This is a genomic window from Microbacterium limosum (assembly GCF_036324365.1).
In the GTDB taxonomy this organism is placed as follows: Bacteria; Actinomycetota; Actinomycetes; order Actinomycetales; family Microbacteriaceae; genus Microbacterium; species Microbacterium limosum.
Genome location: NZ_CP137080.1, coordinates 2,516,352 through 2,537,579, shown reverse-complemented (window position 1 = coordinate 2,537,579; position 21,228 = coordinate 2,516,352). Strand labels below are relative to the sequence as shown.

At 68.7% G+C, this 21,228-nt stretch carries 13 protein-coding genes and 2 pseudogenes; 10 read left to right on the top strand and 5 right to left on the bottom strand.

Annotated elements, in window-relative coordinates; translation table 11 throughout:
• Nucleotides 1-15 precede the first annotated feature (15 nt).
• Nucleotides 16-1,208, bottom strand: a protein-coding gene (locus tag RYJ27_RS12195; RefSeq protein WP_330170566.1) for an IS3 family transposase whose coding sequence is annotated in 2 segments (ribosomal slippage) — nt 16-921 and nt 924-1,208 — 1,191 coding nt in all. Because the reading frame shifts where the segments join, the coding sequence is not laid out codon by codon here.
• Nucleotides 1,209-1,409: 201 nt separating this feature from the next.
• Nucleotides 1,410-2,314: pseudogene (locus RYJ27_RS12190) on the bottom strand (IS3 family transposase); the annotation flags it as partial.
• 55 nt (nt 2,315-2,369) lie between these two features.
• Between RYJ27_RS12190 and RYJ27_RS12185 the strand changes: the two are divergent.
• Nucleotides 2,370-2,633, top strand: a pseudogene (locus tag RYJ27_RS12185) (hypothetical protein); the annotation flags it as partial.
• 802 nt (nt 2,634-3,435) lie between these two features.
• On the opposite strand, the gene RYJ27_RS12180 reads toward RYJ27_RS12185, so the two are convergent.
• Nucleotides 3,436-4,503: a substrate-binding domain-containing protein gene (locus RYJ27_RS12180; protein ID WP_330170565.1), complete on the bottom strand. Its 1,068-nt coding sequence runs from the start codon at nt 4,501-4,503 to the stop codon at nt 3,436-3,438.
• 138 nt (nt 4,504-4,641) lie between these two features.
• Here RYJ27_RS12180 and RYJ27_RS12175 point away from each other — a divergent pair, with 138 nt between their 5' ends.
• The 6 genes from RYJ27_RS12175 (at nt 4,642) to RYJ27_RS12150 (ending at nt 12,569) form a co-directional block, all read left to right on the top strand.
• Nucleotides 4,642-6,012: an amidohydrolase family protein gene (locus tag RYJ27_RS12175; protein WP_330170564.1), complete on the top strand. Its 1,371-nt coding sequence runs from the start codon at nt 4,642-4,644 to the stop codon at nt 6,010-6,012.
• A 198-nt stretch (nt 6,013-6,210) separates the two neighbouring features.
• Nucleotides 6,211-7,596: an NtaA/DmoA family FMN-dependent monooxygenase gene (locus RYJ27_RS12170; RefSeq protein ID WP_330170563.1), complete on the top strand. Its 1,386-nt coding sequence runs from the start codon at nt 6,211-6,213 to the stop codon at nt 7,594-7,596.
• A 50-nt stretch (nt 7,597-7,646) separates the two neighbouring features.
• Nucleotides 7,647-8,702: an ABC transporter substrate-binding protein gene (locus RYJ27_RS12165; protein ID WP_330170562.1), complete on the top strand. Its 1,056-nt coding sequence runs from the start codon at nt 7,647-7,649 to the stop codon at nt 8,700-8,702.
• Nucleotides 8,702-9,514 carry an ABC transporter ATP-binding protein gene (locus RYJ27_RS12160; RefSeq protein WP_330170561.1) on the top strand — a complete coding sequence of 271 codons (813 nt, stop codon included), beginning with the start codon at nt 8,702-8,704 and terminating at the stop codon, nt 9,512-9,514. The genes RYJ27_RS12165 and RYJ27_RS12160 overlap by 1 nt, the downstream gene beginning before the upstream one ends.
• Nucleotides 9,511-11,127, top strand: a complete 1,617-nt coding sequence (locus tag RYJ27_RS12155) for an ABC transporter permease (RefSeq protein WP_330170560.1) — start codon at nt 9,511-9,513, stop codon at nt 11,125-11,127. The genes RYJ27_RS12160 and RYJ27_RS12155 overlap by 4 nt, the downstream gene beginning before the upstream one ends.
• A gap of 53 nt (nt 11,128-11,180) precedes the next feature.
• Nucleotides 11,181-12,569, top strand: coding sequence for an NtaA/DmoA family FMN-dependent monooxygenase (locus RYJ27_RS12150; RefSeq protein ID WP_330170559.1), 1,389 nt, complete (start codon nt 11,181-11,183; stop codon nt 12,567-12,569).
• 62 nt (nt 12,570-12,631) lie between these two features.
• Here RYJ27_RS12150 and RYJ27_RS12145 read toward each other — a convergent pair whose 3' ends face one another.
• Nucleotides 12,632-13,213 carry a nucleoside 2-deoxyribosyltransferase gene (locus RYJ27_RS12145; protein WP_330170558.1) on the bottom strand — a complete coding sequence of 194 codons (582 nt, stop codon included), beginning with the start codon at nt 13,211-13,213 and terminating at the stop codon, nt 12,632-12,634.
• Between the two features lie 169 nt (nt 13,214-13,382).
• Between RYJ27_RS12145 and RYJ27_RS12140 the strand changes: the two genes are divergently transcribed.
• Nucleotides 13,383-14,369, top strand: a complete 987-nt coding sequence (locus RYJ27_RS12140) for a nucleoside hydrolase (protein WP_330170557.1) — start codon at nt 13,383-13,385, stop codon at nt 14,367-14,369.
• A gap of 63 nt (nt 14,370-14,432) precedes the next feature.
• Here the strand turns inward: RYJ27_RS12140 and RYJ27_RS12135 are convergent, their stop codons facing one another.
• Complete coding sequence (locus RYJ27_RS12135; RefSeq protein ID WP_330172057.1) at nt 14,433-17,894, bottom strand: bifunctional proline dehydrogenase/L-glutamate gamma-semialdehyde dehydrogenase; 3,462 nt, start codon at nt 17,892-17,894, stop codon at nt 14,433-14,435.
• A gap of 140 nt (nt 17,895-18,034) precedes the next feature.
• On the opposite strand from RYJ27_RS12135, the gene RYJ27_RS12130 reads away from it, so the two are divergent.
• Both RYJ27_RS12130 and RYJ27_RS12125 read left to right on the top strand, forming a co-directional pair.
• A complete protein-coding gene (locus tag RYJ27_RS12130) occupies nt 18,035-18,925 on the top strand; it encodes a LysR substrate-binding domain-containing protein (protein WP_330170556.1) in 891 nt (296 codons plus the stop codon).
• Nucleotides 18,926-19,173: 248 nt separating this feature from the next.
• Complete coding sequence (locus tag RYJ27_RS12125; protein ID WP_330170555.1) at nt 19,174-21,228, top strand: hydantoinase/oxoprolinase family protein; 2,055 nt, start codon at nt 19,174-19,176, stop codon at nt 21,226-21,228.

Genomic DNA, 21,228 nt, shown 5'->3' with positions numbered 1-21,228 from the left:
GGTGACAGGTTGTAGTCACGCCGCCAGTGCGACGGTCGTGTTCATGATGTTCTCGAACTCGATGGGCGTCAAACGCCCGAGCCGACGCTGTCTGCGTCGGCGGTGATAGGTCCGTTCGATCCAGGTGACAATCGCGATCCGCAACTGCTCACGGGTGGTCCAAGTGCGGCGGTCGAGGACGTTCTTCTGCAGCAAGGCGAAGAACGATTCCATCGCCGCGTTGTCCCCGCTCGATCCAACTCTTCCCATGCTCCCGACCATGCGATGGCGGGCCAGAGCACGCAGGAACTTCCGACTGCGAAATTGACTGCCCCTATCGCTATGCACGATGCAGCCGGCGACGTCGCCGCGCATTGCGACCGCGTTCTCGAGAGCCTGAACGGCCAGCCGCGACTTCATCCTGGAGTCGATCGAGTACCCGACGATCCGGCCGGAGAACGCGTCTTTGATCGCGCAGCAGTAGAGCTTGCCTTCCGCGGTCTTGTGCTCCGTGATGTCGACGAGCCAGAGTTCGTTCGGCGCGTCGGCCGCGAACACGTGCCGCGTCCGTCCGTCCTCGTCGACCACCGCGCAGAGATCGTCGTGCACCGGCGGACCCGGTCGGCGTCCTTTGCTGCGCTTGGGCTTCCCGAACGCGCTGAACCAGCCGTTGCTGGACGCGATCCGCCACGCCGTCCGATCCGACATGGATTCGCCCGCTTCGGCGGCTTCGTCGGCAAGGAGCCGGTGCCCGAACTCGGGATCGTCCCTATGCGCGTCGAACAGCGCGTTCGCGCGATACGCCTCCACCACCTCGCTGGTAGCGATGGGGTCCGCGAGCCACCGGTAGTAGGGCTGGCGGGAGAGCTTGAGCACCCGACACGTCACCGTCACAGGGATCCCCGCGGCGGCGAGCTCCGTCACGAGCGGGTAGAACCTTTTCCCGGCAGGTTCGCCTGCGACAGATACGCCGCGGCCCGCCGGAGCACCTCGTTCTCCTGCTCGAGCAGCCGGTTCCGCTTCCTCAGCTCACGGATCTCAGCCGCCTCGGTGCGGGTCTGGCCAGGCTTGGCGCCCTCGTCGATATCGGCGCGACGCATCCACTTCTGCAGCGTCATCGGGTGGACCCCGAAGTCTTTCGCGATCTGCTCGATCGTCACTCCGGGCTCACGGCTCCTCGCGACGCGGACCACGTCGTCACGGAACTCGGTGGGATAAGGCTTTGGCACGATGCCATCCTTCCAGGCCGCCCTCCCGGGCAAGCCAGATCAGATGTCACCTACTCGTGCAGCAGTCCCGATCGTCGTATGGGAGGTGATCCTTCACGCTACCCATCCTGGCGAAAAAGAAAACCAGCCCATGTCATCTCGGCGACTCGAAAGTCAATGAGCGACAGCGGGGCTGGTATTTATGTACCCACCCTAACCGTCGGCGCCGACACTCGTCAACGAGCTCACAGGTGTTTCTTTGACCATCTCGGTGCGCATGTGTGACGCGACCCGCCACCCCACGATCATCCTGCTGAACGCGTCGATGATGAAGCACACGTAGGCGACGCCGGTCCAGGTCGGCACGAATGTCAGGTCGGTGACCCAGAGCCGGTTCGGGGCGGTCGCGGTGAACTCCCGCTGCACCAGGTCCGGGTGCCGCGCCGACGCCGGATCCGGGCGAGTGGTCTTCACCCGCTTCGAACGCCTCACCCCCTCGATCCCCGCGGCGCGCATCAACCGGGCGGTCTGGTCTCGGCCGATCATGATCCCGCGCGGCGGGCAGCTTCCAGAGCTTGCGGACCCCATAGACCCGGTAGTTGGACTCCCACAGCTCAACCAGCCGCGGGATCAGCTCCTCGTCCCGCTGCGCGCGGGCGGACGGGGCACGTGTCTTGGCGGCGTAGTAGCTGCTCGGAGCCACCTGCAACAGTCTGCAGATGAGCTCGACCCCGAGCCGGCGACCGTCCACAAGATCGTCCTTGTTCGCGTCGACGAACGCGACTACTTCCGGTAGTGGCGGTCGAGCTCCGCCCCGAAGAAAGACGCAGCCCGCTTCAGCACTCGTTGGCCCGGCGCAACTCCCGGTTCTCCTGCTCGAGCTCCCGCACCCGCTGCGCCTCCGCGCTGCTCACGCCGGCAGTGACACCGTCATCGATGTCAGCCTGCTTCACCCACATCCGCACCGACTCAACACCGTACCCGAGCTGCGTCGCGACCCGCTGCACGGTCCCTTGCGTGACACCGAGCTCCGCACGCAGCGTCCTCACCATCCGCACCGCGGCGGCCTTCTCCTCGACCGAGTACCGACGAGTCGTCGGCTTCCCATTCCTCAGTTCCTTCGGCATAACTCCATCCTCGTTTCCAAGGCCAGGAGCCTCCAACAAACTCAGGGCGCTTCACCTCCTCGAGACCTCCGAGAAGGATTGGGATCTGCAGCACGGCGTCATGGCGAAGGGTTCGTTCCTCGTCGCCAAGGCCGCCGCGAAGGCGCTCATCGAGCAGGACGAGGACCTCGGGCAGTGCTACGCGAACCGGACGATCCTCAAGCGCGAGGTCGTGCCCGAGAACGTCGCAGGCGCGGTCTATGTGCTCACGGGCCCCGAGCTCAGCCGGTCAACCGGGCTGCACATCCCGGTTGGCTCCGGCGTCGCGGCCGTCGATCTGGGCGCCACCAGCGGGCGGGTGATGGTTGGGCATGTCGGCCCAGTCATCCTTCACCTCGAGCAGAGTGCGCGCTTTCGCAACGACCCGGTAGCGTTGCGCGACGGGCTGCACTGGGACGTGCTCGGCGTGTTCGGTGCTGCGGAAGCCGGGCCTCGCGAGGCCGTGCGATCCGCCCCCGACCTCGTCAGCATCGGTGTGGACTCGTGGGCCGTGGACTACGCGTTGCTGCGCGACGGTTCGATGCTCGACAACCCTTCCACTATCGCGATGCGCGGACGGCTGGGGGTGTCGTCCCTGGATCCCGCGTTCGCTACACGTATCGGGGCCATGCCCGGCGTCGCGGTCACGGCGGTCGGATCGCACGACATCGCCTCGGCGGTCGTCGCCGTCCCATGCGGGCGGAACAGGCCGCCTACATCTCGTGCGGCACATGGGGCCTCGTCGGCGTCGAGGTGGAACAGCCCGTACTCACGGCGGACGCGCCGACCGCGAACTTCACGAACGAACTCTACTCGGAGCGAAGCCTGAACCTCACCGAGCCGGGGGTCACGGAGACCATGTGCTCGTCCCAGGATGCCGCCTTCGGGTACCGGTACGACGGGCTCGTCCTCATCACTCAAGAAGGCAGTCGACTCCTGCTCCTGCCGCGGACGTGGAGCGATACCAACGGCACTGCCGTCGTTCTGGCGAGCACAGACGCCCTCCGGTTCGAATTCAGCCCCCAACGTCGGTTCCATGAGTCCGGCCTGCTGAGCAGGTCGGACCCTGCTCCCGATCGCTGGGGTCGGCGACCCCCGAGTGCTCACATCCCCGACGGAAGGGTCCCGGAGAGCAGGGCGCCGCTCCTCTCGGCGGTCGCTCGTGCCGTCGATGCCCTCGCGCGGAGTCCGGGGTTGGCGACCTTGATCGTGCGCTGTTCCGGCCGCGGGTCGGTGACGCACGCGATCAGAAGCTCGGCCGCGGCCTCGGCGATCGATGTCAGATTCAGGTCGAGTGCGGTCAGCGGGGGCGACGAGGCTTGAGCACGCGGCCCGTCGTAGTTCGTGATGATCATGACGTCCTCCGGCACTCGCCGCCCGCGCTCCTGCACGGCCCGCGACGCACCGACGGCGAAGGCGTCGATGGGCGCGTACACGGCGTCGATCGAGGGATCGGCCGCGAGCAGTTCGAGGGTCTTCTCGTACCCGCCCCGCTCGCCCGATGCCGAGGAGATCTCGACGAGTCGGAGCCTGGCGTCGAGTCGGTGTCCGCGCTCGGAGACGAATCGGCGCAGGCTCGCGGCGAGCGAGTGCTGCTCGGCGGTCGACAGGAGGACGATGGACCGGGCACCCCGCGAGATCAGGTGACCGATCGCGACCTCGGCGTCGCCGTCTCCACGATCGACCACGCCGTTGGCGTCGACCCCCGCCACCGAACCGATGGCCACCACCTGCATGCCGCGCTCCCGGAAGCGCGTGATGATCGGATCGCTCTCGCGCGGATCGATCACGACGACCGCGTCGGCGTCGATCGAGTCGAGGTGCGCGAGATCCCCGACGGGAGGCAGGAGAAGCGTCGAATAGCCCATCTCCAGAAGCGTCCGCGCGAGGGGCATTGCGAGGTCGAACAGGAAGCTCAGATGCGAATCGCGACCGACGACCTCGTCGGGAAGAGCAGTCAGCAGACCGATCGTCCGCGAGGCGCCGCCTCGCAGCCGCTGCGCCCGAACGCTGGGCCGATAGTTCAGGGCATCCGCGACATTCCTCACGCGTTCGCGCGTCTGCGGATCGACCCGGCCACGGCCGGACAGCGCAACCGACACGGTCGTCCTGGAGACTCCCGCCGCAGCCGCCACGTCGGCGATCGTCGCCCGTACGAATCCGCTCGTCATCCTCCGTGCTTTCCGCGAGGCCTGGATGTCTCCCCAGCATAGGCCGCTCGTGTGGCTCGCATACGTGCTTGAATTCTACGACGAATCGATTCGGCATCCGCCCTGTCACCAACCGTCCCACTCGAATCCGGAGAAGCAATGGCCCAGCGAGCCGACCGCCTCATTCAGAACGCGCACGTCCTCACCTTCGACGGCGAGGCCCGTGTGATCGCCGACGGCGCGATCGCGATCAAGGACGGGGTGATCGTGGACGTGGGCGCGACGAGCGACGTCACCAGTCGGTGGCATTCGGACAAGCGCACCTACGCCAGCGGAGACATCCTGATGCCAGGGCTCGTGGATGCGCACCTTCACACGGCGCAGACGCTCATGCGCGGGGTGATCCCCCAGCTGGCCACGCGTGGCGCGCTGCGGGTGCCGACGTGGCGCGAGTATCTCGTTCCGTTCGAGGCGAACCTCTCGCCCGAAGACGTCGAGCTCTCGGGTCTGTTGGCCTACACCGCCATGCTGCAGACGGGAACGACCACCTTCTTCGAGGCCGGGGGCCCTCATCCCGAGTCGATGGCGAGTGCGGCGTGGGCGACCGGCATCCGCGGGGCGGTTTCCCAGAACACGATGGACGGCGGCGAACGCATCCCGTCGACGATGCGGATGACGACGGACGAGGCGATCGCGCGGAACATCGAGCTCGTGGAGGCGCTTCCCACCGCGCCCGACGGCTCGTCGCGGGTCACGGGTTGCATGTCGCTGCGGCAGATCATCACGAGCACGCCCGAACTGGTCAGGGAGATTCACCGAGAGGCGAAGGCGCGGGGGGTCAAGGTGCACACCCACCTCGTCGAGGGCACGTACGAGATCGACTTCGCGCTCGAGAGGTTCGGGAAGCGCCCCATCGACCACCTCATCGATGAGGGGGTGTTCGATGAGACCCTCCACGGCGCGCACTCGATTCTGGTCGACGACGATGATGTCGATGCGTACGTGCGTCATGGCGTCTCCGCCGCCCACTGCGCGAAGGGCAACTATTCGATCGGCACGCCCCCGGCGCTGCGGATGTGGCGGAGGGGCGTGGCGATCGGGCTCGGGACCGATGGCGTCGCGACGCTGGGCACGCTCGATCTCTTCCAGGTGGGAATGCTCGCCCGGGTGGGGCAGCAGCATGCCGAAGCGACCCCCGTGCACAACCGCAACGGTGTCCGGGGCGAGGAGATCCTCGGCATGGCGACCGTCGGCGGCGCCCGCGCCATGGCGCTGGGGGACAGCGCGGGCTCGCTTGCGATCGGCAAGAGGGCAGACATCGTCGTGCTGCGCACGGATGGACCGGATGCGGCCGCATACGCGTCACCGGAGATCTTCGCCTACGAATGCGCGACGGGACGGGACGTCCGCCACGTGCTCGTCGACGGCGAGATGGTCGTGAAGGACGGCGAGGTCGTCACGGTCGACGTGGCGGAGATCCGCGCACGCGCCGCTGCTCGGCAGAAAGAGCTGGTCGCACTCATCGCCTGACGCCCCGTGCGTCCGCGAAGCCGGGCCGCTGCCCCGTGCGGCCCGGCTATTTCGCGCCCGCCGGAGCCGTTTGTTGCGACGAGATGACGATTCTTTACGCGTCGTTTACAGTTTCGGCTTCTCCGGGATGTCTGCGCTCCAGTGCGTGCAGAATCGATTCCGCACCCATTCGACGCCCGACCTTGAAGGAGACCGCCCGTGGCGACGCACAAGAAGACGCTCTCACTCGGCGCATTCGAGGTCATGTCTCCGGTCTTCCTCTCCAATGCATGGACCCACCCGCTGAGCAGCACGGGAGAGTATGCGTCGCTCGCCTTCTGGCAGAGGCTCGCCCGCCGGCTCGATGAGGGCGGGTTCGACTACCTCTTCTTCGCAGACGCCTCGGGTTATCCCATGAACGCCGACGGAGAGGTGCCCGAGGTCGTCATCCGGGAATCGGTGCAGTTCCCCGTCCTCGACCAGATGTCGCTCGTGAGCGGCCTGGCCGCGACCGTCGATCGCCTGGGCTTCGTCCTGACCGCGTCGACGACCGTCGAGCGGCCCTACATCCACGCCCGTCGATTCACCACCCTGGATCACCTGACAGCGGGACGCGTCGGCTGGAACATCGTCACCAGCGACATGCAGGAGTCCCTCACCCGCTTGCTCGGCGAACGCGGGGTGATGCCCCACGATCTTCGCTACGACCGTGCCGAGGAGTTCGTCGACCTCTGTCTGACTCTCTGGGAGACCGCGTGGGATGACGGGGCCATGCTCTTCGACAAGTCGACGCGTACGGCAATCGATCCCGCGAAGGTGCATCGGATCACGCACGCCGGTGAGTACTTCGACTTCGACGGGTACTACTCCGCCGATCCGTCTCCGCAGCGCACCCCTACCCTCTTCCAGGCCGGTACCTCTCCGAGGGGGATGCGATTCGCGGGCGACTTCGCCGAGGCCGTCTTCGTGCAGAAGCGCGACATCGCGTCCGCGAAGACGGTGGTGAGCCGCATCCGCGACGCCGTCGAGGCCGCCGGGCGCGCTCGCGACTCGGTGAAGGTGGTCAACAGCGTCTCCGTGATCGTCGGAGAGACCGAGGAAGAGGCCCACGAGTTGCGCCGGAGCCTCTCCTCCGCGCCGAGCACCGCCGCGATGGCCGCGCTCTACATGGGCTGGAGCGGCGTGGATCTGATGAAGTTCGACCCGGACGAGACCCTCGACGGTGTGCGCAGCGAAGTGGGGCAGTCGGGTGCGATGAAGTACCAGCGGGGAGACTCCTCGAGTCCCACGGTGGCGCAGATCCTGGAGAGCATCGTCGAGACCACGGGCGGCTTCAAGGTGACGGGTACTGCCGCGCAGTGTGCCGCGCAGCTGGAGAGGATCGCCCGCGAGGCGGACCTCGACGGCTACCTGATCGAATGCACCTTCGGCGGCACCGCCTCCTACGACGCCTTCATCGACTCCGTGCTCCCCCTGCTGCGCGAGCGCGGCGTCGTCGCCGAGCAGCCACGGAGCGGCACGCTCCGCGAGCGGCTCATGTCCGCCGAGACGCCCGCACTCAGCGCACTCTCGCGACCCGTGCTGCGCTCCCGCCTTCCCGCCTGACCTCCACCCCTGCCCTGCTCCATCCCTGCACCCCGACAGAAGGAAAACCCGTGATCAGCAGTCGATCTCCCCGCACTCGCATGTCCCGCCGACTCGTCGCGCTCGCCGCGGTGGCGAGCATGGGGCTCACGCTCGCCGCCTGCTCGGCCGGTTCCGACCCTGAGGCCTCCGGCTCGGACGATGCCGCCGCCGAGGACCTGGGTTCGGCCGCCATCCAGTTCGGGTGGCTCCCCAACGTCGAGAACGGGGCGATCATCGCCGCCGTCGAGGAGGGGTACTACGAGGACCTCGGTCTGGATGTCGAGATCCTCCCGGGCGGTCCCGAAGTCGCCGTCGACGCTCAGATCGTCAGCGGCGGTGCGCTGGTGGGGCTGATGACCAGCGAGTCGCTGGCCAACGCCGTCCTCGGTGGCGCCCCCCTCGTCGGCGTCGCGGCCGTCTATCAGTACTCCTCGAACGCGATCGTCTCGCTCGCCGAGGACGGCATCGAGGACCCGATGCAGCTGGAGGGGGCGACGATCGGCCTGTCGGCCAATGACCGCACCACGCTTCCCTTCCTCGAATGGCTGGGTCTCGACATGTCGACCGTCTCGACGGTGCCGGTGGACGGCTCGCCGACTCCGCTGGTCTCGGGGGAGGTCGACGCGATCGTGAGCCCCGTGGGCAACGTCCCCGTGGTGCTCGCCGCCCAGGGCATCGACACCACCGTCATCCCCGTTGCCGAGCACGGCTACAACCGGTGGAGCTCCATCCTGACCGTCCGGCGCGACTCGCTGGAGGACCCGGAGCAGCTGGCGCAGATCAGGGCGATCATCGAGGGCACCAAGCTGGGCGTCGAGGATCTGCTCGAGGACCCCGCAGCCGTCGGCGAGATCACCTACGACGTGTACGGCGAGCAGCTCGGCCTCGAGCTCGCGAGCCAGGTCGAAGGGGCCGCCGTGTGGGCCGACCTGATCCGACGTGGCCAGGAGCGCTCCGGCGGCGCGCTCCTCGAGGTGACCGAATCGGGGCTCGAGGAGACGCAGGCGCTGTTCGACAACATCCTCGGAGTCGATCTCGACGCCCACGATCTCTTCGACCTCAGCGTCGCGGAGGGAGTGCTGTAGTGGTCGACGCATCCACGCCGGTCATCTCCCCCGAGGCCGGGTCGGCGCGAGCCGGCCTCGGGGCCCGCGAGGTGGTGAAGGTCTTCAAGACCTCGCGCGGACCGGTCACCGCACTCGAGGGGGTCTCTTTCGACACCCGTGAGGGTTCGTTCACCGCCCTCATCGGACCGTCTGGATGCGGGAAGTCGACACTGCTGCGCATGTTCGCCGGCCTCGACGACCCCACGAGCGGGTCGGTGTCCGTGCTCTCGCAGGCGGCCGCCGTCGTCCAGCAGCAGCATCAGATCGGCGTCGCCTTCCAGGATGCCGCGCTGCTTCCCTGGCGCTCCGTCGAGGCGAACATCGCGCTTCCCCTCCAGGTGGCCGGTCGCCGCATCGACAAGAAGGCCATCGCCGACCTCATCGCGCTCACGGGTCTGAAGGGATTCGAGAAGGCGCGCCCGGCGCAGCTGTCGGGCGGGATGCGCCAGCGCGTGGCGATCGCCCGGGCGCTCGTGCTCGAACCGAGCGTGCTGCTGCTGGACGAGCCCTTCGGCGCGCTCGATGACATGACCCGGCACACGATGAACGCCGAGCTCCAGCGCATCTGGTCGGAGCGTCCGACGACGACGCTGCTCGTGACGCATTCCCTGGGGGAGGCGGTCTTCCTGAGCGATCACATCTTCGTCATGGCGGCTCGTCCCGGACGCATCGTGGCACGCGTGGACGTAGCCCTGGAGCGACCGAGGACCGCCGAGGTGCGCTCGAGTCCCGAGTTCCACGACTACGCGGACAGGCTCGCCCAGCTGCTCTTCGCCGCGAAGGCGGCATGATGGCCGCGCATGCCATCGCGCCGCCGCGGGTCGCGCCTCCTCGCTTCGCCGCGCGAACCCTCATGCCCGCGGCGGTCGTCCTGGGCGTGCTGGCGGCATGGACCGCCGTGGCATGGGCGCTCTCCGGGCGGCACGTGATCCCGTTCCCGTGGGAGCTCGTGACGCAGATGTCCGCGGACGCGGACCTGATCCTGCGGAACGCGGCCTTCACCCTGCAGAACGCCGCACTCGGACTGCTGTGGGCGGTGATCGTCGTCATCCCGCTCGCCGCGATCTGCTTCCTGGTGCCGTTGAGCCAGCCGGTGGTCATGATCGTCGCCATCGTGCTCAACGTCATTCCCACCGTTGCGATCGCTCCGATCCTCATTGCAGCGCTTCAGCCCGATACGGCACGCATCGTCGTCACGGCGCTGTTCGTCTACTTCCCGCTGCTCGTCGGCGTGCTGCTCGGCTTCCGCTCGGTCGATGACCGCGGTCTCGACGTCATCACCGCTAGCGGGGGACGGGAATGGGCACGGCTGCGATTCCTGCGGCTCTGGTCGGCGCTGCCGAGCATCATCGCCGCGTTGCAGATCGCCGTGCCCGCGGCGGTGCTGGGCGCACTGATCGCCGAGTTCTTCGGCTCGGCGGAAGGCCTCGGAGCCGTGCTCGTCGCGGCTCAGGAGATGATGCTCGTCAACCGGGTGTGGGCGATCGGCGTCTTCTCCGGAGTCATCGCGGCACTCGGGTTCGGCCTTGTTACACTCCTCGCGCGCCTCATCGTCCCCTGGGCGGGCCGGGGTTCGAACGTCGGCACCTCGGTTGCGGGTGCGCAGTCGACCCGGCTCGCATCTTGGGCGGCCGTCGGCTCAGCAGTGATCGCCCTGGTCGTCATCCTCGGCTTCTGGTACTCGCTACGCTTCGTGTTCGGCCTCGACGAGTACTTCGTCAAACTGCCCCATGAGCTGCTGGGGTACGCGATCGCGGGGGATGCGCTGCGAGGACTCGGCCCGTCCGCATTCTGGGACGTCTTCCTGGTCGCACTCGGGCAGACCGCCGTGGACGCGGCCGTCGGATTCGTCGTCGGCACGGTCCTCGCCATCGCGGGTGCCGTGCTGCTGGTCGCGCTCCCGAGCTTGAGCCGCGTGGCCATGCCCATGGCCATCGTGCTGCGCTCGATACCTCTTCTGGCCATGCTTCCGATCGTCGTCATCGTGTTCGGCCGCGGGCTGCTCACCGTGACGATCGTCGTGGTGCTCGTCAGCTTCTTCCCCACCCTGGTGAACGTCATGATGGGCCTGCGTGCGGCCCCCGAGGGGGCGATCGACGTGATCCGCGCCAGCGGCGGGTCCGGTTTCGAGGCGGCGCGCCGCGTGCGCCTGCTCTACGCGGTGCCCTCGATCATCGCCTCCGCGCAGATCGCCGTGCCGGCCGCGATAGCCGGCGCCACACTTGCGGAGTGGCTGGCCACGGGCAACGGGATCGGATACCTTCTGACGCTTTCGTCCGCTCGTGCCGAGTACCTCCAGCTGTGGGCGGCCAGCATCGGACTCGTCGTCGTCGTCCTCGCCATCTATCTGGTGCTGGGTGTGGTGAGCGGATGGATCACCCGCCGCCTCGGCATCGGGGGATGACGCGACCGCCGCGGTGTTCAGGGGCCGGCGCCTCTGCTGAGAAAGGAATCCCCATGAAGCGCATCGGACTCGGCGTCTTCGAGTCGGCGCGGGCGGCGAACAGCAACAAGTTCGCCCTCGCCCATCCCGAAAGCCGCCACCACGAATACACCGACCTCGCCTTCTGGGTCGAGATGGCGCAGCTGCTCGACGATGCGGCCTTCGACTTCCTGTTCTTCGCCGACGGCTACGGCTATCCGATCGACGCGCGCGGCGACGTGCTGCCCGCCGCGGTCGAGGGTGGGAGCTTCTCCGGGCTGGAGTCCATGACCCTGATCCCCGCCCTGGCGCACGTCACGCAGCGGCTCGGACTCGTGTTCACATCGCCGACCGGCCTGGACCATCCCGTGCACACCGCGCGCCGGCTGGCGTCTCTGGATCACCTCACGAGGGGGCGTCTCGGCTGGAACGTGGTGACGGGCTCCTCTCAGGATGCGATCGCGCTGCTGTTCGGGCATGAGCAGATGCGGGCCCACGACGATCGATATGCGCGAGCGCGCGAGTACCTCGAGATGACGCTCGAACTCTGGGAGGGATCGTGGGACGACGACGGCGTCCTCGCCGACCGCACCCGCGGAGTGTACGCGGACCCGGGGAAGATCCATCGCATCGATCGAGCGGGAGAGTTCTACCGAACGTCCGGCTATCTCACCGTCGAGCCGTCCCCGCAGCGCACGCCGGTGATCTTCCAAGCCGGAACATCCGAGGTGGGCAAGGACTTCGCGGCGCGGTACGCCGAGTGCGTCTTCGTCAAGTCCGAGAGCCTGGAGAGGACGGCCGAGAGCGTCGCGGACATCCGCGAACGGGCGGCTCGCTATGGAAGGGAGCCCGGCGACATCGCCATGTTCTGCAGCGCCAGCATCATCGCCGGCCCGGACCGGGACGAGGCGCTCTCGTGGCGCAAGAGCATCGTCGATCTTCAAACGGATGAGGGCGCGGCCAGCCAGTTCCGCGCGCTGGCGGGCATCGACCTGATGGCGCTCGATCCCGCACTCCCTCTCACCCAGCGAGGCGACGATCTCGGAGAGATGAATCAGAGCGATGTGAGGAAGTACCTTCCCCGGGCCGGCGAGCGGGCGATGACCGTCCGTGAGATCCTCGACGACCTGAAGGGGGCGAAGCTCGGAGACTGGACGATCACAGGTGACGGCGGCGATGTCGTCGACGCCATGGAGGAGATCGTCGCCGCGACCGACATCGATGGCTTCATGCTGCAGCCGTCCTTGGATATCGCGGAGCTGCGCCGCTTCGTCACGTTCGTCCTGCCCGTCATGCAGTCCCGCGGTCATCGACCGGAGGGCCCCTCGCCGGCCCGCACCTTCCGGGCCGGCCTGAGCGGCGGCGACCGTCTGAAGCCCTCGCACCCGGGAGCGAGCTACCGGCGCCTGGCCGCGCCCGCGTGAGGCCGGCGGCGGTCACCGTGCGCCGCCCCGAGCGCGGTCCGCGTCGGCGCCGCCGTCCCCTCTCAGTCCAGCGGTTGCCGACCGGTGAGCGCTCGTCGCGCGTCGGCCAGGCACCGCTCGAAAGCGCTGAGGTCATCCCACTCGAGCAGGGCCGCGGCGCGGACGAAGACACCGTCGCGGGTGAGGATGCCGCCCTCCAGCATGAGGTTGTCCGCCATGCCGTGATCCTCGATCATCTGCCCGTCGGGCCCGCGCAGCACGCCGTCGTCGTCGCGATGCAGCCCGCCGGCGAAGTACGTCGCCGCGCGGGCGGAGTAGTCGGCCGGATCGTTCGTGTAGGCGAAGACCGGTTTGCCCTCCGCGGCCATGTAGCCGAGCTCGTACACCGTGCCCGGATCCGCGCTGACGCCCCGAAACGGAGTGAGGTTCGCGATGCACACGTCGGCCTCTCGCATCCGCTCTTCGTTGAGCCGGCTGATCTCGATGCCCCGTGCGAGCGGCGAGGCGGATGCCGTGGGCGTCAGATCCGCGTGCAGCGGCGATGGCGTGAAGCCGTACCGAGCGCTCAGTGCGCGCTTGCGTTCGATGAGCTCGCGCCCGCCCGGCAGGAAGACCTCCGGCCCGGCCAGATACACCTTCAGCATCCTCGTGTCCTCGTTTCCCGTTCGCACCGCGGCTTGGATAGGGTGGTGACGAATCGATTCCGCACCCAGTATCACGCAGGTCATCTCCTCCGTCGGGCGCGGAAACGAACAGTTAACAAGGCGGTGCCCTCGCGTCGCGGCGGGCAACAGATTGTGGAAGGCGGACGCCATGGCGACACCACCGAACGGGCGGGCGTCGGCCGCGGATCGCCGTTATCTCCTCGACTGCGACACGGGAATCGACGACGCGCTCGCGCTCGGCTATCTGCTCGCAGACAATGCGGACGCACTCGTCGCCGTCACGACGGTCTTCGGGAACGTGTCGGTCGGCCAAGCCACGCAGAACACGCTCGACCTGCTCGCCATAGCGGGCCATGCCGACATCCCGGTTCATGTCGGCGCCGCCTCATCGCTCGACGGAGCCTTCTCCGGTTCAGCTCATAGGGTTCACGGGGCGAACGGTTTCGGCGGCGTCGAGCTCGAGCGCTCGCCGGTGGATGCCTCGGCCGAGTCCGCGCCCGCCGCGATCGTTCGGCTCGCGCACGAGCATGCGGGACGCCTCGTGATCATCGCGGTCGGACCCCTGACCAACCTCGCGATCGCGCTTTCCTTGGACCCCTCGATCGCCGAGCTCATCGACCAGGTCGTCATCATGGGTGGTGCCGTGCTGCATCCCGGAAACGCGACGCCCGTCGGCGAGGCGAACATCTGGCACGATCCGGAGGCGGCGCAGCGGGTCCTCGGGTCGAACCTCCGCGTCGTCCTGGTTCCGCTCGACGCCACGATGCGACAGCGCCTCACGGCCGCCGACGCCGCGGAGCTGAGGGCCGCTCCGGGCCGGATTCCCCGACTGATCGGGTCGGCGCTCGAGCACTATCTCTCCTTCTACACCGGCGTGTTCGGCGCTCCCGAGTGCGCTCTCCACGACCCCCTGGCCGTCGCGCTCGCCGTCGGCGAGGAACAGGTCCTCCGTTCGGCGAGGACGACTCTCGCCGTCGACTGCTCTGCAGGACCGGCGAGAGGGATGACCGTCGCCGACCTGCGGACGTCGTACCGCGGCCCCGTCGACCGCGAGGACGAAGTCAACGTGGTCGTGCTGGAGACCGCGGAGGGCTTCGGCGCCCGCCTGCTCCAGAAGCTGCTGACGCTTCCGTAGCGAGGTACGGCTGCCCGCGGCATCCCGTCGCCGCCGGGTTCGACGGGTCGAGACCGCCCCGGCTCAGGAGCGAGCCGCGGGCAGGAGCCGGTCGATCTCGTACCGGCGTGGCGTTCCGAACCGGTGAGCGGAGATCGAGACGGCCTGCTCGCGCACGAACGCGAGCATCTCGACCCGCCCCGCCGACGTCACGGGGCCGGCGTAGACGGCGATTGCGGGCGTACCGCCGAGATGTGCGGCGAGGCGCGCTGAGTCGCCCCCGATCAGCCGGATCCTGCCCCCGGCACCGCTCAGCGAAGATGCCCGCGAGAACCACGCCCGGTCGGACTCGATCGACAACGGCACGCCGGAATCGGACAGCCACTCCCGTACCGCGGCGGAGGGCTCGCCCGCGGCGCTCACCGACACGTCCGATCCTGCCCGCAGGCCTGCCGCGACGACGCGGATGAGGTCGACCGCGCGGCCGCCGTCGGCGCGGACGGTCACCGGCACGGCCTGGTAACGCAGCGCGTTCTGCTCGCTCTCGAGGCCGGTCACGTCGCGGACCACCCCGAACTCGTCGGCCCACGCCGATTCGTCCGCAGCGAGAGCTCCGCCCAGCCAATCCACGTCGGCGGCCTCGGCGCCGTGCGCGGCGGCCAGGGCCGCGCGAGAGAGCGGGTCCGTCACCGCCGCTGCCGCCACGGGCGAATCGATCCAGTCCGAGAGCCCGATCAGGTAATTCGGGCCGCCGGCTTTCGTCCCGGTCCCCACCGAGGCCTTCTTCCAGCCGCCGAACGGCTGCCGTTGCACGATGGCTCCCGTGGTCCCCCGATTGACATACAGGTTCCCGGCCTCGACGGTGGCCATCCACTGCGCGATCTCGTCCTCGTCCAGCGAGTGCAGTCCCGACGTCAGCCCGTAGTCGATCGCGTTCACCAGCCGCACCGCCTCATCGAGCGATGCTGCGGTCATGATCCCCAGCACGGGGCCGAAGTATTCGGTGAGGTGGAAGGGCGATCCGGGCATCACGCCGTCACGGATGCCGGGTCGCCACAGCGCGCCCTCGTCGTCGAGCCTCTCGGGCGCGAGCGCCCAGCGCTCTCCCGGCTCGAGTTCGGTGAGGGCGTGGAGCAGCTTGCCCTCGGCCGGGGCGATGAGCGGTCCGATCCGCGCCGTGCCGTCCCAGGGCATCCCGACGTCGTACGCGCGCACCGCATCGACCAGCTGACGCCGGAAACGCTGCGACGAGGCGACCGAGCCCACGAGGATGACGAGCGATGCGGCAGAGCACTTCTGACCCGCGTGGCCGAATGCCGAGTACGCGACATCCTTGGCGGCGAGGTCGAGGTCGGCGCTCGGCGTGACGATGATCGCGTTCTTGCCGCTCGTCTCCGCCAGCAGCGGAAGGTCGGGTCGCATCGCGCGGAAGGACTCGGCGGTCTCATACCCACCCGTCAGGATCACGCGCTCCACAGCGGGGTGACCGATCAGCCGGTCGCCGAGCTCGCGTCCTTCGAGCTGGACGAACTGGAGGACGTCGCGCGGCACGCCTGCCTCCCAGAGCGCCTCGACCATGACCGCGCCGGAGCGGCGCGCCCGGCGCGCGGGCTTGATGATGACGGGCGACCCTGCGGCGAGCGCGGCGAGCGTCGAGCCGGCCGGGATCGCGACGGGGAAGTTCCACGGCGGCGTGACGACGGTGAGGCGTGCGGGTACGGCGGCGGCTCCCCGCATTCCGGCGAGCGCCCGCCCGCTCTCGGCGTAGTAGTGCGCGAAGTCGATCGCCTCGGAGACCTCGGGGTCGCCCTGTTCGATGACCTTGCCGCACTCGGACCCCATCACCTCGAGCAGCTCCGCGCGGCGGGCCTCGAGGATGTCGCCGGCTCGGTGCAGGATCCGGGCCCGGGCATCCTCGCCGAGCGCCCGCCATCCCGCGCCCGCTTCGACGGTCCCGGCGATCACGCTGTCGAGCGCACGGACGTCCGACAGCGTGTTCTCGATCACGGTGCGCTCACCGAGGGAGGATGACTGCATCCGGCCCCGGATGTGCTCTGCCCACACGCGGTTCGCCGCGAGGCTCGGATCGGTGTCTGCCGCGTTGCGGAAGGCGTCGACGGCAGTGGTTCCCGGTGCGCGCCGGCGGTCCTGGCGCCGCCGGGGCTGCGGCACATCGCGCGGGATCGCCTTCGTCGAGGCGATGAACCGGTCACGCTCCCGGGCGAAGAGGGCGGGGTCGCTGTCGAGCTCGAAGACGGCGGACATGAAGTTGTCGCTGGAGGCGCCCTCCTCCAGCCTGCGGATCAGGTAGGCGATGGCGACGTCGAACTCTGCCGGGTGGACCACGGGTGTGTACAGCAGAAGCGAGCCGACCGTCCGCCGGACGACGCTCGCCTGCGCGGACGCCATTCCGAGCAGCATCTCGAACTCGATGGCGTCGGTCACTCCCCGGCGCTGCGCCAGCAGCCAGGCGAGCGCGATGTCGAAGAGGTTGTGGCCGGCGACGCCGATGCGCACGGCGGGCGTGTGCTCGGGCCGGAGGGCGTATTCGAGAACGGCCTTGTACGAAGAGTCGGACTCCTGCTTCGTGGACCACGTGGCGAGGGGCCAGTCGTGAACCTCGGCGTCCACGCGCTCCATGGGCAGGTTCGCCCCCTTCACGACGCGGACCTTGATCGGCGCTCCGCCCTCCGAGACCCGCTTGCCCGCCCATTCCTGCAGGCGCATCATGGCGCCCAGCGCGTCCGGTAGATAGGCCTGCAGGACGATGCCCGCTTCCAGCGTTCGGAACTCGGGGCGCTCCAGGATCGACGTGAAGACGGCGAGCGTCAGGTCGAGGTCCTTGTACTCCTCCATGTCGAGGTTGATGAATTTGCGACCCGTGGGCGCGTCGCGCGCGATCCTGAAGAGCGGGACCAGTGCGTCGGCGGCGTGCGCGACGGCCTCGTCGAACGCCCAGGGGCTGTGGGGTGCGACGGTGGACGAGACCTTGATCGACACGTAGTCGACATCGTCCCGGCTGAGCAGGCGGCGCGTGCCGTCGAGCCGCCGGGCCGCCTCGTCCTGGCCCAGGATCGCCTCGCCCAGCAGGTTGACGTTGAGCCGCACGCCGTCGGCCGAGCGGATGCGGCGGATGGCCGGTCCCAGTCGCCGATCCGTCGCATCGACGATGAGATGCCGGACCATCGAGCGCAGCACCCGCCGGCTGATCGGGACGACGACGCCGGGGATTATCGGAGCGAGGCTTCCGCCCAGGCGAACGAGCGCGCGCAGCGGCGTGGGAAGAAATCGGGGCGTGAGGGGCGCGAGAGCACGCAGGTTGCGTGCCGCCACCGCGGTGTCCTCCGGGCGCACCACTCCGTCGACGAACCCAACGGTGAACGCGAGTCCGTTCTCGTCGCCCAGGACCCCGGCGAGGCGACGCGCCGACTTGTCGACCGGCACCCCGCGCGCCTCTTCCAGCCATGCCTGCACGAGCGCGACCGCGTCGTCCGCGAGGTCGGCGACCGCGTCGTCCGCGCGGGATTCTCCGCCGATCGGATTCATCGAGGGGGAGAGCGACATGGGTTTCCTCCAGAGAAGTGTGCCCCGCGGGTGCGGGGACTCCCAGTGTCATCAGGAAAACGCATCATGAAAAGCGCATGTTCATATCGAGTACTCTTCGAGAAAACCGATGATTGGACCGCATGCTCGAGTTACGACGACTACGTCTGCTGCACGAGCTCAGCCTGAGGGGCACGATCGCCGAGGTCGCGCGGGCGCTGGGCTACAGCTCCTCGACCGTTTCGCAGCAGCTCGGGCTTCTCGAGCGCGAGGCGGGTGCCGTGCTGCTCGAACCGGATGGGCGGCGTGTGCGGCTCACTGCGGAAGGGGTGCGGTTGGCGCGGCACGCTGCGCGAGTGCTCGAGCTCGACGAGGCCGCGCGCGCCGAACTGCGGGATTCCGGGGCGGGGGAGTCGCGGGTTCGCATCGCGGTCATGCCCACCGCCGCGCAGTCGCTGGTGCCGGCCGCGCTTGGTCTGCTGGCCGATCGTGGGGCGGCCGTGCGCCTCGAGTACCGGGAAATGCCCCCCGAGGACGCCCTGTTCGAGCTCGCGGCACGGACATTTGACCTGGTGGTGGCCGAGCAGTACCCGGGTCACACGCGCGAGCTCCGCGCGGGCATCGATCGGACGAGCCTCGGCACCGATCCGATCCGCCTCGCGCTGCCGGCGGAGGATCCGGCTCACCGCCTGGCGGACCTCGCGGAGCGGGCGTGGATCTTCGAACCGTCGGGGACGGCGGTGCGCAACTGGGCCGTGCAGCAGTGCCGTGCGGCGGGCTTCGAACCCGATGTGCGGTACGAGGCGACCGACCTGACTGCGCACATCCGGCTGGTGGCATCGGGACACGCCGTCGCGATGTTGCCCGACCTCGTGTGGGCGCAGGACGGTGGCGCCGTCCGCCTCGTCGATCTACCGGGCCGGCCCGAGCGTGAGGTCTTCGCGGCGGCCCGAACGGCGTCCCGCAAGAGCCCCGCGATCGCAGCGGTGCTGGCAGCGCTGAAGGACGCGCTCGCGGCGCGCCAGCAACGCTGAGCAGTCGGCCCGACGCTGGGCAATTCGGTTAACACACGTCTTACACGCCCGAAACATGACCGTCAGGGCCGCGAACTCCATTGTGAAATCGCGGCTGCAGGCCACTCGCCGCGAAGGTTCCGCGTCCCGCCTCGGCTCATTTGGTCATAACGCCCTGACTGTACCGGCGCGAGTAGGCAAAGTGCACGCCAACAGATCCGGCGCGACTCATACGATGCACGCTAATCAGACCCAGCAGGAGGCAAGCAGTGACCAGCTACAGGGTGTCGATGGACATCGGCGGAACCTTCACGGACATCGTGACATTCAATGAGTCGACGGGGGAGTTCCGAGCGACCAAGGCGTCGACGACCCCGGGCCACTTGAGCACCGGAGTCCTGGGAGGCCTCGAGTCGATCATCGACGATCTGGCGGACATCGACTTCATCGTGCACGGCACGACCCAGGGCTTGAACGCCTTCCTCGAGAGACGCGGAGTGCGCGTGCTGCTCCTGGCGACGGACGGCGTTCAGGACGTCTACCACATCGCGCGGGGCCCGCGAATGCGCCTCTACGACGCGCAGTATCGCAAGCCCGAGCCGCTCGTCGAGCGCAAGGATGTGATCGGCATCCCCGGTCGCTTCCAGTACGACGGCAGCGAGCTGGTCCCCCTCGACGAGGACGCCGTCCGCGCCGCCGCCATCCGTGCGAAGGACGAAGGCTACGGTGCCGTCGCCGTCGGGTACCTCTTCAGCTATCGGAACCCCGCGCACGAGCTGCGCACCCGTGAGATCCTGCGCGAGGTGCTCGGCGAGGACTTCACGGTCTCGCTCTCGCACGAGGCCGCCAAGGAATGGCGCGAGTACGAGCGCACCTCGTCGGCGGTCATCGAGGCGTACACCGGCCCGGTCGTGCGCAGCTACCTTGTCGATCTCGAGGAGAAGCTGACGGCACGCGGCGTCGATGCCCCGCTGCACATCATGCAGTCCTCCGGTGGCGTGCTCACCGCCAAGTCGGCGCGCGAGCGTCCCCTTCAGACGCTTCTGTCCGGCCCGGTCGGCGGTGCGATCGGCGGGGAAGCCCTGACGAAGATCGTGGGCAACGACAACCTGATCGGCGTGGACATGGGCGGCACCTCCTTCGACGTGTCGCTCGTCGTGAACGGCGTGCCGGACGTCTCGACGGAGGCGACGCTCGAAGGCCTGCCGATGCTGATGAGCATCGTCAACATCCACACAATCGGCGCGGGCGGCGGCTCGGTCGCATGGGTCGAGGCGGGCGGACTGCGCGTCGGCCCGCGATCGGCGGGCGCCCAGCCCGGACCGGCGTGCTACGGCCGCGGCGGCACCGAGCCCACGGTGACGGACGCGAACTTCGTGCTCGGCCGCGTCGACGCCGAGAACTTCGCCGGCGGACAGATGCGTCTGGATCACGCGGCCGCAGTCAGCGCCATCGAATCCGTCGGCGAGCAGCTCGGGTTCGACGTGGTGCAGATGGCAGAGGGCATCTGCAACGTCGCCAACTCCCAGATGGCGCAGGCCATCCGGACCATCACCATCTCCCGCGGCATCGAGCCGCGCGACTTCTCCCTCGTGGCGTTCGGCGGCGCGGGTCCGATGCACGCGGTCTTCCTGGCCAAGGAGCTCGGCATCCGCGAGACGATCGTGCCTCGGTTCCCCGGGGCGTTCTCCGCGTGGGGCATGCTGCAGGGCGACATCCGGCGCGACTTCACCGAGCCCTACTACTTCCTCGACGAGGACATCGACTCGACCGACATGAGCCGGGTTCTGCGCAGAGTCGAGACCGAGGCGCTTGCCTCGCTCGAGAGCGAAGGCATCCCCGCGGCGGACCGATACGCCGAGCACTCGGTCGACGTCCGCTACCTGGGGCAGGAGTACTTCCTGACCGTCCCGCTCGAGAACGCGGACGAACCGCTGCAGGAGGGCTTCCTCGACGCGCTCGGCGCGCGCTTCGCGAAAGCGTACGAGGCGCGCTACGGGCACTCCACTCTGGGCGCTCCGATCGAGATCGTCACGCTGCGCACGCGCGTCGTCGGCCGGCTCGAGTCGGCGAACACCTTCACGATCGGACAGGCCGACGGCCCCGAGTTCGACCACGAGGTCCGCAAGGTCATCTTCGACGGTCAGGAGGTCGACACGGTCGTCACCGAGCGGGACGCGCTGCGGGCGGGACACGTGTTCACCGGACCGGCGATCGTCATCGAGGCGACCGCCACGACGGTCGTGCCGCCGGGCTTCTCGGTCACGGTCGACGAGCACGGCTCGCTCATCATCACGAACCTCGAAATCGAAAGTGAGGCCTGA